The sequence below is a fragment of the Hyphomonas sp. CACIAM 19H1 genome (assembly GCF_003325995.1).
GTDB classification, from domain to species: Bacteria; Pseudomonadota; Alphaproteobacteria; order Caulobacterales; family Hyphomonadaceae; genus Hyphomonas; species Hyphomonas polymorpha.
This window is the reverse complement of record NZ_CP016437.1, coordinates 1063050-1077302: the sequence shown is the minus strand read 5'-3', so window position 1 is coordinate 1077302 and position 14253 is coordinate 1063050. Positions and strand designations below refer to the sequence as shown.

Here is a 14253-nt window from a genome sequence, read left to right as displayed (position 1 = left end):
GCCGCCCTCAGCCGATCTTGTCGGTAAGAATGAAGACCAGGTCGTCGGTCATCGGCTGGAACTCGGCAGCAATCTTCTGCATCGCTTCGGTGCTGACCTCGGCGCCAAAGCCTTCCATGTCGTTCACATCGATGATCTCGATATAGGCAAAAGGCGGCTTGGCATCGGAGCCGAGCACACCCGTGGACCGGAAAACTTCAAAGGCATCGACGGATTTCAGGCCATTAACGGTGGGAATGTCCTTTGTTTTCGCCCAATTTTCATAGTCTGAAGCGGAAACGCTGGGTTTAAGATTGAAAAGTGCGACAATCCGGGTGCTCATATGGGTAATCTCCCCTACTTGGTCATTTCGCCTAAATGATATATCTTTTGGTTGTAGGTCAATTGTGAATTGACCCTAGCGCAGGAGGAATAGGATGGCTGACACGGTGCGCCCGCCCAAAACAGCGCCGAAAGGCAAAGCGGCCAAAAAGGAGGCAGCGCCCGCGCCGCGCGCCTATGACGGCCCCCCGGACTACCGCGTTGTCGGCCGCCATGGCGTTTTTCCGGAAACCACGCATGATGAGGTCGCCCGGTTCAATTTCCTCGCCCATATGAACCGCCATCTGGCGGCCAATATCATGCCGGGTGTCGGCGAAGCCTTCGAGGCCAGAATCAAGCCCGCCTTCGAGAAGAAGGAAAAGCGCAGCTTCAAGGATCGCCATGAAGTGCGCAAAGCCCTGACCCAGGATCCCATGTGGCAATGGTGGTCAGCGCTGCGCCGCGGCACGATGGAATCGCGCCAGCAGGCCGGACGCTGGGTAACCCTCCGCCAGGCCGATGATCTCAACAGCAAGGTCCGGGAAATGACCGAAAGCGACAGCCGCCTGGTGCTCGCACCCGGCTTCAGGCAGCCTCGCTCGACCGAGGCTATCGACCATCACTGCATGCCCGGCAGCTATCACACCGAACTCGTGCCCGGCGATGTAACTGGCCCCGCCAATTATGACATCGGCATCTTCGCCACCACGGGCGGCATGCTGGGCCGCTTCAATGATGGCGGCGGCGTCGCTGTCGCCGAATGGGTCAAGCAGAACATGCCGGACTTCAAACCGAAGCGGATCCTCGATATCGGCTGCGGCCTCGGCCACAATGTCGTGCCGCTCGCCCAGGCTTATCCGGATGCGGAGATTGTGGCCGTAGACGCCGGCGCACCGATGCTGCGCTACGGTCTGGCGCGCGCCAAGTCGCTCGGGGTCAACAATATCACCTTCATCCAGGGCGATGTTTCAGACCTCTCGCAGTTTGAAGACAACAGCTTCGACTGGGTGCAGTCGACGATGTTCCTGCACGAGACCAGCTACAAATCCATGCCGAAAATCTTCGCGGAAACCCAACGTCTCCTGAAGCCGGGCGGTATCGTGCTGCACGTCGAGCAGCCTCAATACACCGCCGACATGCCGCTGTTCGAACAGGCCATGCGCGACTGGGACGCCTTCTACAATAACGAGCCCTTCTGGACGAAAATGCACGAGATTGATCTCGACGCATGGATGGAAAAGGCGGGCTTTGCGAAAGACGCCCTCATTCATGGCGGCGTGGCCGCTGTGGTTGATCCGGAAGTCTTCCCCGAGGCCGCGAAGGATACCAAGCAGGAAGACTATGGCCGCAAAGCCGCATGGCACGTCATCGGCGCGCGGAAGGTAGCCTGAACCATGACCACGAAACTTGATCCCCTCGCCCTCTCCGGCGCCAAAGCCAAGGGCAAACGCCCCTGGTTCCTGAAAGACCCTGATGTCGAGCGCGTGATGAACATAACCCTCGCCCTCATGCAGGAAGTCGCAGTCCTCCGGGAGCGGATGGATACGATAGAACGCCTGATGGAGCGGGACGGCAAGGTGACAAAGGCGTCGATCGAAGCCTTCACGCCGACCAAGAAGGAAGCCGAAGAACGCGGCGCCTGGACGCAGGAATACATCGCCCGCGTTCTGCGCATCGTCCAGCAGGACCGGGAAGCCATCGAACGGGGCGAGGAAGCCTCCTCCGAAGAGGTGGCCGAGGAATTCGCCACCACGACGCCCTGAGCCACCCGGCCCATTCATGACAAGGAAAGCGCCTGCTCTGCGGGCGCTTTTTTGTGCGCGCGGCCCACCCCAATGCAACGCATACGGAAAGACCCGCAGAAACATCGCGCCTAAGTATTTTCCACTATGGAATTTTACGCACCATCCAGCTTAAAAGATATATCTTTTGATCATTTCGCTGGGAGGCACCATGCTAGAATTTCTTGCGGCCTACGAGCTGCCAATCCTCCGATGGCTGCATATCGTTGCCATGGTCTATTGGCTTGGCGGCGAATGGGGCGTGTTCCAGACCTCCTACAAGGTCGTGAACCCCGCCCTGTCTCTGGAGGAACGCTCGCGCCACATGGATACGGCTTACCGTATCGACATCATGGCGCGTACGGGCATCATATCGCTGCTGCCCCTTGGCCTGCATATGGGCTATCTCTGGGGCGTGCAGCCTTTCGGCGGCGGCTGGCTGGTCGCGATGTGGAGCCTCTGGGTTCTCTGGATGGCCATTACCTGGGGCGCGTTCTCCAATCGCGGCAAACCGCTGGGAAAACTGCTGTCAGACATTGAAGACTGGACGCGCTATATTGTCATCCCCCTGCTGATCATCTGCTCGATTTCCTCGCTTCTAGGTTATGGTCCGTTCCTGGCAGGCGAAGGCCAGAAATGGTTCTCAGCGAAGATGCTCACCTATGGCTTGCTGCTAATCCTCGGCTTCGGCTTGCGGCTGGTGATGCATGAATGGCGTGCCCTGTTCCCCATCCTGGCGGCAGGCCCCAATCCGGAAGTGGAAGCCAGGCTCGACCGCTCCATCAAGGTCGCCCGGTTGATCGCCTACACCTACTGGGCCGGCATTCTTACCACGGCATTCTTCGGCGCCGTAAAACCCTTCTGAAACAGGGCAATAAAAGTGGCGCCCATCTGGCGAGGGGCGCCACAGTGTTTTCTGGCCCGCGCCCGGCCTTGTCAGAAGGTCGGCCGCTCCGGTTCTTCTGAAATAACGAACACGGACTGATCAATCGGTGCGCCGATCTCCACCCTGGTCCAGACCGCCTCGTTCGCTTTCATGCCATCATAGAAAAGCCGCACGCGGCCAGGCTGCACCCAGCGCGAGCCCGGCGCGGTGAAGAAATTCGAATAGCGCCGCTCATGCCAACCGCGCGGCGTGCTGAAACCTGCATACACGGTGGCAAAGTCTGACTGGCGGATACCGAACTTCGTCTTGCCGCCCGCAGGATCCGTCAGCTCCACCATATAGGCAGGCAGGCCATCGATCAGATCGTCGGGCAGACGCGCCTGTGTCCAGCCTTCATCCAGCGCGTTGCGGATGGCGCCGAAGCCGAAATTCGACGCCCAAGCCTTCGCTGCCACCTCTTCCGGCATCGGACCATTCTGATCATAGGTCGTCTCGCCATCGAAGCTGATCAGCATCGCCAGCTTCTCGCCGCTCCACGCCTCGATCCGCACCTTGCCTTCTGCGGCATGGGCGTTCGCCTTGCTGTCGGAAAACTCCCGCCACATGGCATACCTGTCCCACAGCACTTCGGAGCCGTCCGCCCGGCGGATGATGTTGTAGCCTTCAAGATAAAGGCTTTTCACATCGCGCCAGTCTTCCCCGCCGGCAGCCTCATGCGCCGCCGCAATGATGTCGCGCGCGGAGAGCCCGGGATTGGCCTGCACGGCGGCGGGCAGCAGCGCACGCCTTGAAACATCCGGAGGCAGACCATCTGGATATGTATTCCCGCTCCCTGCCGGCGCGGTGGCGCAGGCGGTAAGCAGAGCGAGACACAGAAGCGGCAAATGTTTCATGCCGGGTCTTCCACAATCATTACATGTGCCTCGGCCAGCGGCTGGCGCGCGGCTTTCAGCGCCTGATATTCCGGGCTGTCCCAGAAGCGGCGGATCGCCGCCTTGTCCGGCCACTTCGAGATTACCGTGCTCGCCCCGTCAAACAGGCCGCCTTCAAGCGACTCGACACCCGGGCCGCGCACGACATATTCCCCGCCAAAGCGTGAGATCAGCGCCGCAGTCGGTGCTGCATATTCAGCCACGAAGCGCTGGCGATCCTTCACCCGCGCAAAAACGATCATGTACGCCGCCATCTGCATCCTTTCAGCTTGGCCCAATCGATTCAAATGATATATCTTTTATTGGACGGCCTCCAGAGGCCATAACAAAAGAAAAGGCCCATTCATGAAGCTGCTCAGAGCCGCCACGCTGACTGTCTCCGATCTGGAACGTTCAATCGCCAATTATGCCAAATATTTCGACTATTCGGTCGTGAAGCGCGGCGATGTGCCTGCAGATCTCGCCGCCAGCTGGCAGGCTCCGGCGTCTGCCGGCCTGCCCTATGCCGTGATGCAGCCCTCCTCCGGCGCCGAGGTCTATCTCCGTCTCATCCAGCAGCCCCCGGTGGCTGGTTACCAGGCCCTGCGCTCCTATGGCTGGAACGCCATCGAGATCTGCGTTCAGGATGTTCTGACCGCCAATGCGCGTATGGAAAACTCCCCCTTCGAGATCATCGGCCCCCCACGCGAGATCGAGGGCCTCGACGCGATCTACCCGATGCAGGTCAAAGGCCCGGACGAGGAAATCGTCTATCTCACCCAGATCCGCGACGACCTGCCCGCCTTCGACCTTCCGCGCGCTGCCTCAACCATCGATAAGCTGTTCATCCTTGTCCTCGGTTGCAGCGACATGAAGGCCTCGCTCGACTGGATGGTGCGCCATTGCGGCCTGGCTGTCGGGCGCGAGGAAATGGAAATCGTCTATACGATGATCGCCAAGGCGTATGATCTGCCGATGGAACAGCTCCACAAGATCTCCACCATGATCCATGGCCGTGATGTCTTCCTCGAACTCGACCAGTATCCCCCCGCCGCCATCCCGCGCCCCCACCATGAGGGCATGCTGGTGCCCGGCTGCGCAATCGGTACGCTCTGGCATCCGGAATTCGATAGCCTGCCCGGCCCCTGGATCACCCCGCCAACCCGCCGCGATGGTCCGATCTATCAGGGCAAGCGTGCTGCCACGATCAAAGACCTTGATGGCGCCCTGATCGAGATTGTCGAAGCATGAAACGCTATACGCTGAAAGCTGCGCTCTCCGCCACGCCCGTGGCGGAAGACTTCGTCGCGATTGATGTGCCGTATCCGGACTGTCCGCCCGGCGGCATCGTGGTGCGTACAATCTATCTCTCGCTCGACCCCTATATCGGCTCGCGCCTGAGGGGCCGCCATATGGGGGAAACGCCCCCGGCGCCGATGGCCGATGCCATCCCGGGCGCCATCGTCGGCCAGGTCGTGGAGAGCCGCGCCCCCGGTATTGCCGAGGGCGATTATGTCCATGCAATGGAAGGCGGCTGGCAGGAATATGCCGCGCTGCCTCCGGGCCATTTCCGCAAGCTCGATCCGGCCGCCGCGCCCCTGCGCGCGCATATCGGTGTGCTCGGCATGCCCGGCCTGACGGCTTGGGCGGGCATCACCCAGCTGGCAAAGGTGACTGCCGGTGATGTTGTGCTGGTCGACGCAGCGGCCGGCGCCGTCGGCGGCACGGCTGGCCAGATCGCCCGCATCAAGGGCGCCGCCAAAGTCGTCGGCATCGCCGGTGGCCCCGAAAAATGCCGCCTCGTGACAGACACTTACGGCTTCGATGCCTGCATCGATTACAAGGCCGAAGGCTGGCAGGCCGCTCTGAAGGAAGCGCTTCCGGAAGGCGCCAGCGTGTTCTTCGAGAACGTCTCCGCTGAAATGGCAATGACCGCACTGTCCGTTTCCAGGACGTATGTGCGCGGCGTGCTCTGCGGCCTGGCGGATGCTTACCAATCGGCCGGCCCTGCGCCCCATGCCCTCAATGCCGGCGCCGTCATCGGCAAGCGGGCCCAGATGCTCGGCCTCGTCGTCTACGATTTCTATCCCCGCTGGGATGAATACGTCACCGAAGCCAGCGGTTGGATTCGCGACGGCAAGCTCGCCTTCGCGGAAGATCATGCCGACGGCCTGGACAGTGCACCCGCGCTGTTCGGCAAGCTCATGCGCGGCGCAAATGTCGGCAAACCCATCATCACCGTTTCAGAGGAACAGGCATAATGGCCCGCGTCAGAAAATCATATGCAGACGGAACATACGGCCAGCTTCACTACCGCATAGCGGTTCCCGAAGCGGCCTCCTCCCTGCCGCCGCTCTACTGCCTTCACCAGAGCCCGAAATGCGGCATGGAATTCGAAACCCTAATGGGCGTGATCGGTGATGAACGCATCGTCGTTGCGCCGGACTATCCCGGCTATGGCCAATCCGACAAGCCGCCGGAAGAGCACCTCGCTACGGTGCCCGCCTATGCTGAGGCCTGCTGGCAGGTGGCCGATGCCCTTGGCCACGACACTATCGCGCTGTTCGGCAATCATACCGGATCAAAAGTTGCAACAGAAATGGCGGTGATGCGCCCCGGCCATGTTGGCAACATCGCCATGGTGTCCGCTGCTGTGCTGACGGATGAAGAGCGCGCCTTCTTTGCCGACTATTTCACCCCGATCCCGCTGGATGACGCCGGCACACGCTTCTCCACCATGTGGCAGCGGATCATCGAGCGCCGTGGCCCTGGCGCAACGCTGGAAATGCTGGCCCAATCCCTGATGATGAACCTGCTTGGGGGGGAAGAATATGAGTGGGGCCATGCGGCCGCCTTCTCTTTTGCAGAGCCTTTCGAGCAGGCGCTGAAAACCCTGCCAAACCGGATCACCATTCTCAACCCGGCAGACGACCTCACAGAATGCACGCGCCGCGCAACAGAACTGCTGCGCAATGGCGAAGTCATCGAATGCCCCCAATGGGGCTACAACTTCATGGACGTGTGGCCCGAAGAAGTTGCAGCCCTTCTGAGATCACACCTCTGAGGAGGCGACAGCGCCCGCCGGCGCAATCGCCGGCGGCGCCTCTGCCTCATGCTCCCGTCCGTACCGGTACTTTCCGAGTGCCAGGATCGGCAGCGTGGAGATGAACAGGATTATGGCCGCACTCGTCAGCGTCCACTGCCAGTCATGGCCCGGCAGGATGCCAGTATTGGCCCCCAGGAAGTGAATACCCCGGCCGTCGGCAATATCGGTCATGATCGACGGCCCGAGACCGGCGCCCACCGCAAAGAAGGCATACAGCGCGCCATAGATCGCGGTGTAGGATTTCATCCCGAAATACTTCGATACGATGTAGGCCATGAAATCATATTCCACGCCCGCGCCGAAGCCGATCATCAGGATGGCAATCGTCGCCATGCCCGGCGTGAGTCCCGGCTGGCCGAGAAGCCAGAGCGCAATCGCCGGCGAGGCGAGGAAGGCAAACGCCACCGCAGGCGCCCAGAAGCGGTCAATCAGATAGCCCCCCACTGCCCGGCCCAGCAGCACGGCAAGCCCGGTCAGCGTGGCAAGACCGACTGCCTCATTAATATCGAACGACTGATGCACAAGAATGCGCTCAATGTTCGGAATGACGGCGCCCACTGCGTAGGAGATCGGCATGAAGCAAATGCCGAGCAGCCAGAAGCGCCAATCTTTCGCCGCCGCTGCCAGGCTCATGCCCGTCATCACCACCGCCTTGCCCTCAACCGGCACCGGAGGTGACTTGCGAATGTCGAATACGATCATTGCCAGCACGGGCAGAAGCATCATGATCGAGAAAGCAATCGCCATCAGGTATTCAAGACGGGGACCATGCATATTGATCAAGGGCAGAACCTGCATCCAAACAATCGCGCTCAGCCCCAGCGTCCCGAGCAGTGAGATACCCAGAATTGGCAGCTTCAGGCGAACCAGCGGCGACGTGCTCGCCGGCTTGTCATCAATGTCCCGTAGGCTGAGGATACTCATCGGCAGCGAAATCGTCAGGGGCAGCAAGGCCAGCAGAACATAGGCACTGCGCCAGCCAGACCCGTTGAAGAAATGCCATTCCGGATTGGAAACGATATACTGCGCGAAAAATTTCGCCAGCGCCCCGCTTACGCCGGTGGCGATAAGAGCAATGCCCAGGACAATACCCCGGTTCTTCTCGAACCATGCGGCAACCGGGCGTGTGAAGGTGATCGGAAGCGTCCCCGCGCCAGCAAATGCCAGCAGAAGCCACAAGAATATGTAGAGAGGTTTTGAGCCATTGTTGAAGGCCAGCGCCATCATCGCAAGGCTGAACGTTACCGTCGAGATCAAGGCCACCCGGCGTGCACCAAACCGCTGTGCCATGATGCCGACCATTGGCGCAGCCACGAACACACCGAAGGTATAGATCGCCAGCGCGTTGAGAATGTCGCCCGGCGCCCAGCCCATCGGGCCAAACTCTGCCAGCATCGGCGGGATCATCACCCCGATCGTATAGAAAGGCAGCGGCGACAGTCCGAGTCCGACACCTATGGCCGCCGCGCTGACTACCGGCCAGCCGCGACTGAACTCACCTGTTTCCGCCATTCTACAAACTCCTCGCTTGTTCGGAGCTTGCGCGAACGCAACTCCGCGTCTTATCGTGTTTTAATTGGTATATCATTTGAGCGTCCCGTCGAGAGGAAATCACAATATGCCTATGTCACGCCGGAAATTTGCACTCCTGTCAGGCGCAGCTTTGCTGTCAGCCTGTGCACCTGTGCCCGCGAAAGGGCGCCGGGACGCTGCCGATGTCATCATTCTGGGCGCCGGGCTCTCCGGACTTTATGCGGCGCGAATGCTGGAGGCGGCCGGCATGAAGGTGCTGATCCTGGAGGCGGATACGCGGCCCGGTGGACGCATCCTGACGCTCGATGATGTGCCGGGAATGCCGGAAGGTGGCGGCCAGCAGGTCGGCCAGACCTATGCCAGGATGCGCAAGACCGCGCTGGACCTGGGCGTGCCGGTCGTTCCCTATCCGCCCCGTCCGCGCGACGCCGCAGTCGCTGCAGCTGGCCGCGTCATGGCGGCGAGCGATTGGGCCACAGCGCCGGAAAACCCTTTCCCCGGCCCCTTTCGCCCGCTCACGCCATCAGCTGCCTTGCTGGTCGCCGCCGGACGGAGCAATCCGTTTGCAGACAATTACGCCTGGCGGGAAATTGCCCCCGCCAGCGATATTCCCGCCGGCGATTTCCTCGCCGGGCTCGGCTTTGACGAGGCCTCGCGCGCGCTGATCGACAGTTCCCTGAACGGCAACAGCCTTGCCACCTATTCCATCGCCAATGTCTGGCGCACCCTGACACTCTATGCCGAAGATGCCGCCCTTGGCCCGTCAGACCGCATTGCCGGCGGTTCCTCCCGCTTTACAGGGGCGCTGGCGGCCAGTCTGGCCGAAGGTACGCTGCGCCTGGTAACACCCGCCGAAGCAATTGCCGAGCGTGGCACCCATGTCGAAGTGACTGCCGGTGGCACGATCTACACGGCCCCCTTCGCAATCTGCTCCCTGCCTTTCCCCGCCCTGCGCCGGCTGGATCTGACGCTTTCGGAAACAGATACCTTTTCCGCCGAGCGCCGCGCGGCGATCAGTGCCCTGCCCTATACCCGTATCCATCAGATCCATGTCGAGCCCGAGGCGCGCTACTGGGAGGCCGACGGCCTGCCCATCGAAATGTGGACTGATGGTCCCATCGAACGTGTCTTCGCAAACTTCGACGAGGCAGGCGAAGTGGCAAGCCTCACCTGCTGGATCAACGGCCAGGGCGCTGATCCCGGCCGCACGGATGAAGACTGGTTCGCCATTGCCGATGCCGAATTCGCCCGCCTGCGCGGCACCGGCACGCGCGGCATCAAGGTTGTGCGCTGGGATGAGACCCAACCTCGCTCGGGCGGGGCCTACATGCACTGGGCGCCGGGCCAGATTGGCGCCTGGGCCACCGGCATCACCGAGCCTTCCGGGCGGCTGCACTTTGCCGGGGAGCATCTCTCCTTCCTGCACACGGGCATGGAAGGCGCACTGGAAACAGGCGAACGCGCCGCCTATGCAATCCTGGAAGCTGCGCAGCTCTAGTCCTCATGGTAACATCTGCACACAGAAAAAAGCGGCGCCGGGACGGGAGTCCGGCGCCGCCAGAGTTGGCTGTATGTCCGATCAGAAGCGGACACGCAGCTCCGCGCCAAACTGCGGCCCGCGGCGAAGCGAGCCGAAGAATGCACGCGGCGCGCCACGAGAAGCGGTCGTGGGCGCAGTATTCGAGCTGAAGCCCGTGGAGAAATAAGGCCCTTGCAGCCAGCGCGTTGCCACCACGATGGAGTCCTCATCGGTGATGTTCTGGCCATAAGCCGCGAGCGTCCACTTGTCGGTCTCAAATCCGAAACGCGCTCCCAGCAGAGTGGCGTCGCCTGTCTCGGCCGTGTTGTGGATCTGCACGAATTTAGAGCTTTCGTAGGTCAGGTCACTGGAGATGAAGAAGTCAGAGCCGAACGGACCCGCATCGCGGAAATCAAGACGCACGAACACGCTTGCCTGATGCTCCGATGTCAGAGGGAATGTGCGGCCCGCGATCGAGCAGGAAGCAGGCCCCGACCCAGGGAAGAGAGACGTGAAGTCAACGCCGCTCTGGGTCGATGGGCTCGTGAAGTTGCCACCACCCGACGACATGATCCACTCATCAGCATCACAGCCCTCGGTGAACTTCGCATCGGTCCAGGCATAAGTGAAACCGCCGCTGACAATGTCATTCACATAGCCATTGAGATCAACTTCGATACCCTTGATTTCACCTGCACCCTGGTTGGTGGCGATGGAGTTGATCGCCCCGGAGGTCGCCGCCACAGCGGAGGTCAGCTGTACGTTGGTGGCTTCGGTATAATACCCGGCCAGAGACAGGTTCCAGTTGCCCACGCCCATATCCGGGAGCGGCGTCTTGATGCCGAGTTCGATATTGTCGGACTCTTCCTGCTTGTAGGTCGGCATGCCGACCGCTTCGCCGATTGCGCCGTTGATACCACCCGGCTTCACGCCCTGTGCTAGTACGGCATAGACCGTACCGCCATTGGTCAGATCATAATCGACCGTCAGGCGCGGCGTGAATTTGCTGTAGGAAACCTCCGGTGTCACCGTGGAGGTGCGATCCGTTTTGGTTTCCTCCGCATACCGCCCTTCGAGCGTCGCTGTCAGACGATCGGTGAAGTCGAACTCGACAAGACCGAAGACGGCTTCGTTGCGCACGGTACGCTTGCCGGTATCAGCCGCCCGGCCGGAAGGATCGGCGAAGGTGATATCGCCCTCATAGAGGATCTGGTCATACATATAGACCCCCAGCATGCCGCGCAGGCGCTGGTCCTGCGGCGTGGCGAGCTGCGCCTCGATGCTGTAATCCTCAATGTCCTTGCGTGTGGTGTTTGCAAAGAACGGCTCCAGCGTCGGACCGGACAGGAAGAAGTTCACCGGCGAGTGATCCGAGTCATAGCCCTGCTTGTTGTGCTCTTTCGAATAGCCAGCCAGCAGGCTGAGTTCCCAGCCAGTGTCGCCAAAGCGATAGTTCGACACCGAGTTGGCTACCCACATGTCGCGCAAGATGCCATCGAATGCTGTCCCGTCACCCAGGCCGTAAGTAGCGGCCATGAAGGGAAAGGTTGCCGTCAGCGGCGCGCCGGGAATAACATTCGGTATCCCGTCCGCATCTGAACTTGAGTTCACCGCCACCTGTCCGGGCTTGATGACGCCGCAATAATACTGGTTGTTGTTGGTGCTGCCCGAACGCGACCAGTAGGCCAGCGATCTGTAGCCCGGCATGCAGTTGTTTTCAGCAGCCGACTGCAGGAACAGCGGCAGCACGCCGTCACGGTCCTCCGTGAAGCTGACCCGCAGGCGCGTGTCGAAATTGGAAATCGGTTCCCAGTCGAGCACACCGGCAATGCTGGTCGTCGATTCCTGGCCAACGGTCTCGTTGGTCACCGCGTTGGTGTATTCGCCGCCATACTCATAGTCACGGAAGCTCAGCCGTCCGGTCAGCCCCTTGAACAGCGGCCCGGAGATGGATGCGGAAAACTCCTTCGTATTGTTGCTGCCGATACGGGCCTTGCCCGTGCCTTCGAAAGTTTCCGTGCCGCCCTTGGTGATGAAGTTGATCGCGCCGGCATAGGTGTTGCGGCCGTAAAGCGCCGATTGCGGTCCCTTGATCACCTCCACTCGCTGCAGGTCATTGGGATCAAGGTTCTGGATCGAGCCGGAATAATAGATGCCATCAATGAAGTAGGCCGTGCCCGATTCCACGCCGAATTGCACGCCGGCCAGAACGTTGGACTGACCCCGGATGACAGGGCGCTCGGTGGACCGGCCAAACGCCTTGCTGAACGAAAGACCGGGCGTGAACCGGGCGATATCATCGACCGATTCCAGCTGCAGGTTTTCGATGGCTTGTTCGCTGAAGGCGCTGACGGCCACCGGCGCTTCGAGAAGGCCCTCATCCTTCTTGCGCGCACTGACGACAATGACGTCCTGCTTCAGCTCGGTCTCCTCCGAGGCCTCCTGGGCATAACCCGGAAAGGCTTGAACTGACATCGCCAAAGCGGCGGCACCAGCCAACAATACTGTCTTCTTCATGTCAGGTACTCCCCGCTGCGTCATTCTGCGCGCGACACCACGTCTCGACAGTGACGCCAAATGATATACCATTCATGATCAGTCGCGTTTATATGCTTGGCAAGCTCTTTTCCGTGGGCAGACGAGATTATTTTGACACACGCGTGACATTCGAGGCACAGTCAGAGCAGAAATGAGGCAGCCATGACCGACTCCATCACCTCCACAGAACTGAAAAAGATCATGCCCCTGCTCGCGCGCCATGAAGGCGTGTGGGAAGGTGTCTATCGTTACTATGACGCCGAGGGTAACAAGACCGATGAGCACGCCTCCCGCCTGCTCTGCCGTTTCCCGGAAACCGGCCCGGCCTATCACCAGACAAATTTCTATCGGTGGGCGGACGGCCGCAGTGAAATCAGGGACTTCCCTGCAAACATCGTCAACGGGCGTATCGCCTGGGACAATGAACTGATCAATGGCTGGGCCAGCGATGTTCCCCTTGATGATTTCAAGCGCACCACCATGCTCAACTGGACCCGCACAGGCGAACCAGACCTTTATCTCTACGAGATGATCCAGCTTTCCGATGATGGCCAGTCTCGCTCGCGCACCTGGCAGTGGTTCAAGAAAGACCGCCTTTTCCAGCGTACACTGATCGACGAAAAGTTCATCAGCGCCGACTGGAAATCCTATGATGGAAAAACCTTCTGATCTGATTAGAGATCAAAAGAAAACAGACCAGGCCGGAGCATCGCTCCGGCCTTTTTCGTTATGATTTTCTCATTTAAATCAGAGAGTTACCGATCTGGCTTCTTGATCGATCCATCCCTGATCCCTTTGAAGTAAGTCCAGCTCGTCATGTTCGCACGCGGATCACCTTCAGGCGGCGGGCTTGCATACTCGGGATAGTGCGCCGCGATCTCCGCTTTCATCGTGTCGGAAATCTCGTCATAGCTGGCGACCTTGCGGCCAGAGGTGTGAATATACATCACGCCTTCCCGGCCATTCATCATCATCCAGGGCAACCAGTCGGCCACGCGCGTCCAGGCAACGGTCGCCGAAGCTGTTTTCGTCTTCGGGTCGAGCAATTCCCCGGCATTTCCGAAGAAATTGAAAAGCTCCGTAGCGTGATAAGTTCCGCCAATCTCTTTCTGGTAGTCCCCGGCCAGCGGATTGGGATACCAGAGCGGAATGGTCGAGCGCAGCCACCAGAACGGTCCGCTCACCTCGCCGCCCCAGTTTACAGGCTGCCCATCACGTCCGGTCTCGTAGACTTTCCAGTTCACCGGGTCGTTGGCGACATGAAGCACTTCCACATCTTCGCCTGTCCAGGGGTTGGCCCAGGTCTTGAGAACTTCCCCCGTATCCTTATCCTTGTACAGAAGGATTTCACGCGACACGAGCTGGTAGCCCTTCAGGCCCGCCTCGTTGGTAATCGCCGCACAGGCGCGGATATTATAGCCCTCAACGTCGAAGAGGTGGATGTCCTTCTCTCCCTGCCGGCGCGAGAAGGTCTCCCCCTCCCACCAGAAGATGGCCGGCTCATTGTCCACTGTCGAGCAATGCACCTTGCGCATCAGCGTCAGGGCGTCTGCCGGGTTCGACGGATTGAGCTTAGGCCCCTGCGCCTCGCTCAGAGACGCGCAGGCGGAAACCATCACTGCGGCAACAGCCAGCGCGATGTGACGAGCAAACAGCATTCTGGGCCCCCATAAGGATAT

The 14253-nt window shown here is 60.4% G+C and carries 14 protein-coding genes; 8 read left to right on the top strand and 6 right to left on the bottom strand.

The genetic code is table 11. The features are described from left to right. Nucleotides 1-7: 7 nt before the first annotated feature. Entirely contained in the window at nt 8-322 is a 315-nt protein-coding gene (locus BBF93_RS05195) for an REDY-like protein HapK (RefSeq protein ID WP_114105225.1), read from the bottom strand. Nucleotides 323-416: 94 nt separating this feature from the next. Here BBF93_RS05195 and BBF93_RS05190 point away from each other — a divergent pair, with 94 nt between their 5' ends. The 3 genes from BBF93_RS05190 to BBF93_RS05180 all read left to right on the top strand — a co-directional run bounded on the left by BBF93_RS05190 (nt 417) and on the right by BBF93_RS05180 (nt 2946). Then, nucleotides 417-1691 (top strand): class I SAM-dependent methyltransferase, encoded by a 1275-nt coding sequence (locus tag BBF93_RS05190; protein WP_114105224.1) that lies wholly within the window; start codon nt 417-419, stop codon nt 1689-1691. A gap of 3 nt (nt 1692-1694) precedes the next feature. Continuing rightward, the gene (locus BBF93_RS05185) at nt 1695-2063 is read left to right on the top strand and encodes a hypothetical protein (RefSeq protein WP_035598530.1); all 369 of its coding nucleotides are present in this window, start codon (nt 1695-1697) and stop codon (nt 2061-2063) included. A 190-nt stretch (nt 2064-2253) separates the two neighbouring features. Continuing rightward, nucleotides 2254-2946: a hypothetical protein gene (locus BBF93_RS05180; RefSeq protein WP_035598533.1), complete on the top strand. Its 693-nt coding sequence runs from the start codon at nt 2254-2256 to the stop codon at nt 2944-2946. Nucleotides 2947-3017: 71 nt separating this feature from the next. Here the strand turns inward: BBF93_RS05180 and BBF93_RS05175 are convergent, their stop codons facing one another. Beyond that, the gene (locus tag BBF93_RS05175) at nt 3018-3860 is read right to left on the bottom strand and encodes a hypothetical protein (protein ID WP_114105223.1); all 843 of its coding nucleotides are present in this window, start codon (nt 3858-3860) and stop codon (nt 3018-3020) included. Beyond that, the gene (locus BBF93_RS05170; protein WP_035598832.1) at nt 3857-4153 is read right to left on the bottom strand and encodes a DUF1330 domain-containing protein; all 297 of its coding nucleotides are present in this window, start codon (nt 4151-4153) and stop codon (nt 3857-3859) included. The genes BBF93_RS05175 and BBF93_RS05170 overlap by 4 nt, the downstream gene beginning before the upstream one ends. A 91-nt stretch (nt 4154-4244) precedes the next feature. Here BBF93_RS05170 and BBF93_RS05165 point away from each other — a divergent pair, with 91 nt between their 5' ends. The 3 genes from BBF93_RS05165 to BBF93_RS05155 are packed head-to-tail and all read left to right on the top strand — an operon-like array spanning nt 4245 to nt 6942. Continuing rightward, nucleotides 4245-5129, top strand: a complete 885-nt coding sequence (locus BBF93_RS05165) for a VOC family protein (RefSeq protein ID WP_114105222.1) — start codon at nt 4245-4247, stop codon at nt 5127-5129. After that, entirely contained in the window at nt 5126-6139 is a 1014-nt protein-coding gene (locus BBF93_RS05160; protein WP_114105221.1) for an NADP-dependent oxidoreductase, read from the top strand. The genes BBF93_RS05165 and BBF93_RS05160 overlap by 4 nt, the downstream gene beginning before the upstream one ends. Next, nucleotides 6139-6942, top strand: a complete 804-nt coding sequence (locus BBF93_RS05155) for an alpha/beta fold hydrolase (RefSeq protein ID WP_114105220.1) — start codon at nt 6139-6141, stop codon at nt 6940-6942. The genes BBF93_RS05160 and BBF93_RS05155 overlap by 1 nt, the downstream gene beginning before the upstream one ends. Here the strand turns inward: BBF93_RS05155 and BBF93_RS05150 are convergent. Beyond that, nucleotides 6931-8496 carry an MFS transporter gene (locus BBF93_RS05150; RefSeq protein ID WP_035598546.1) on the bottom strand — a complete coding sequence of 522 codons (1566 nt, stop codon included), beginning with the start codon at nt 8494-8496 and terminating at the stop codon, nt 6931-6933. The two genes, BBF93_RS05155 and BBF93_RS05150, sit on opposite strands and share 12 nt — an antisense overlap. Before the next feature lie 106 nt (nt 8497-8602). Between BBF93_RS05150 and BBF93_RS05145 the strand changes: the two genes are divergently transcribed. Beyond that, nucleotides 8603-10015 carry an FAD-dependent oxidoreductase gene (locus BBF93_RS05145; RefSeq protein WP_114105219.1) on the top strand — a complete coding sequence of 471 codons (1413 nt, stop codon included), beginning with the start codon at nt 8603-8605 and terminating at the stop codon, nt 10013-10015. Nucleotides 10016-10096: 81 nt separating this feature from the next. On the opposite strand, the gene BBF93_RS05140 is transcribed toward BBF93_RS05145, so the two are convergent. Next, complete coding sequence (locus BBF93_RS05140) at nt 10097-12553, bottom strand: TonB-dependent receptor (protein WP_162786421.1); 2457 nt, start codon at nt 12551-12553, stop codon at nt 10097-10099. A 183-nt stretch (nt 12554-12736) separates the two neighbouring features. Here BBF93_RS05140 and BBF93_RS05135 point away from each other — a divergent pair, with 183 nt between their 5' ends. Next, nucleotides 12737-13243 carry a hypothetical protein gene (locus BBF93_RS05135; protein WP_035598552.1) on the top strand — a complete coding sequence of 169 codons (507 nt, stop codon included), beginning with the start codon at nt 12737-12739 and terminating at the stop codon, nt 13241-13243. A gap of 86 nt (nt 13244-13329) precedes the next feature. On the opposite strand, the gene BBF93_RS05130 is transcribed toward BBF93_RS05135, so the two are convergent. Then, entirely contained in the window at nt 13330-14232 is a 903-nt protein-coding gene (locus BBF93_RS05130) for a DUF1838 family protein (protein ID WP_035598555.1), read from the bottom strand. Between the last annotated feature and the right edge of the window lie 21 nt (nt 14233-14253).

Coding starts and splice junctions, on each gene's coding strand:
- BBF93_RS05165 (WP_114105222.1), top strand. CDS start 4,245: ATGAAGCTGCTCAGAGCCGCCACGCTGACTGTCTCCGATCTGGAACGT.
- BBF93_RS05130 (WP_035598555.1), bottom strand. CDS start 14,232: ATGCTGTTTGCTCGTCACATCGCGCTGGCTGTTGCCGCAGTGATGGTT.
- BBF93_RS05150 (WP_035598546.1), bottom strand. CDS start 8,496: ATGGCGGAAACAGGTGAGTTCAGTCGCGGCTGGCCGGTAGTCAGCGCG.
- BBF93_RS05195 (WP_114105225.1), bottom strand. CDS start 322: ATGAGCACCCGGATTGTCGCACTTTTCAATCTTAAACCCAGCGTTTCC.
- BBF93_RS05145 (WP_114105219.1), top strand. CDS start 8,603: ATGCCTATGTCACGCCGGAAATTTGCACTCCTGTCAGGCGCAGCTTTG.
- BBF93_RS05180 (WP_035598533.1), top strand. CDS start 2,254: ATGCTAGAATTTCTTGCGGCCTACGAGCTGCCAATCCTCCGATGGCTG.
- BBF93_RS05185 (WP_035598530.1), top strand. CDS start 1,695: ATGACCACGAAACTTGATCCCCTCGCCCTCTCCGGCGCCAAAGCCAAG.
- BBF93_RS05160 (WP_114105221.1), top strand. CDS start 5,126: ATGAAACGCTATACGCTGAAAGCTGCGCTCTCCGCCACGCCCGTGGCG.
- BBF93_RS05175 (WP_114105223.1), bottom strand. CDS start 3,860: ATGAAACATTTGCCGCTTCTGTGTCTCGCTCTGCTTACCGCCTGCGCC.
- BBF93_RS05170 (WP_035598832.1), bottom strand. CDS start 4,153: ATGGCGGCGTACATGATCGTTTTTGCGCGGGTGAAGGATCGCCAGCGC.
- BBF93_RS05140 (WP_162786421.1), bottom strand. CDS start 12,553: ATGAAGAAGACAGTATTGTTGGCTGGTGCCGCCGCTTTGGCGATGTCA.
- BBF93_RS05190 (WP_114105224.1), top strand. CDS start 417: ATGGCTGACACGGTGCGCCCGCCCAAAACAGCGCCGAAAGGCAAAGCG.
- BBF93_RS05155 (WP_114105220.1), top strand. CDS start 6,139: ATGGCCCGCGTCAGAAAATCATATGCAGACGGAACATACGGCCAGCTT.
- BBF93_RS05135 (WP_035598552.1), top strand. CDS start 12,737: ATGACCGACTCCATCACCTCCACAGAACTGAAAAAGATCATGCCCCTG.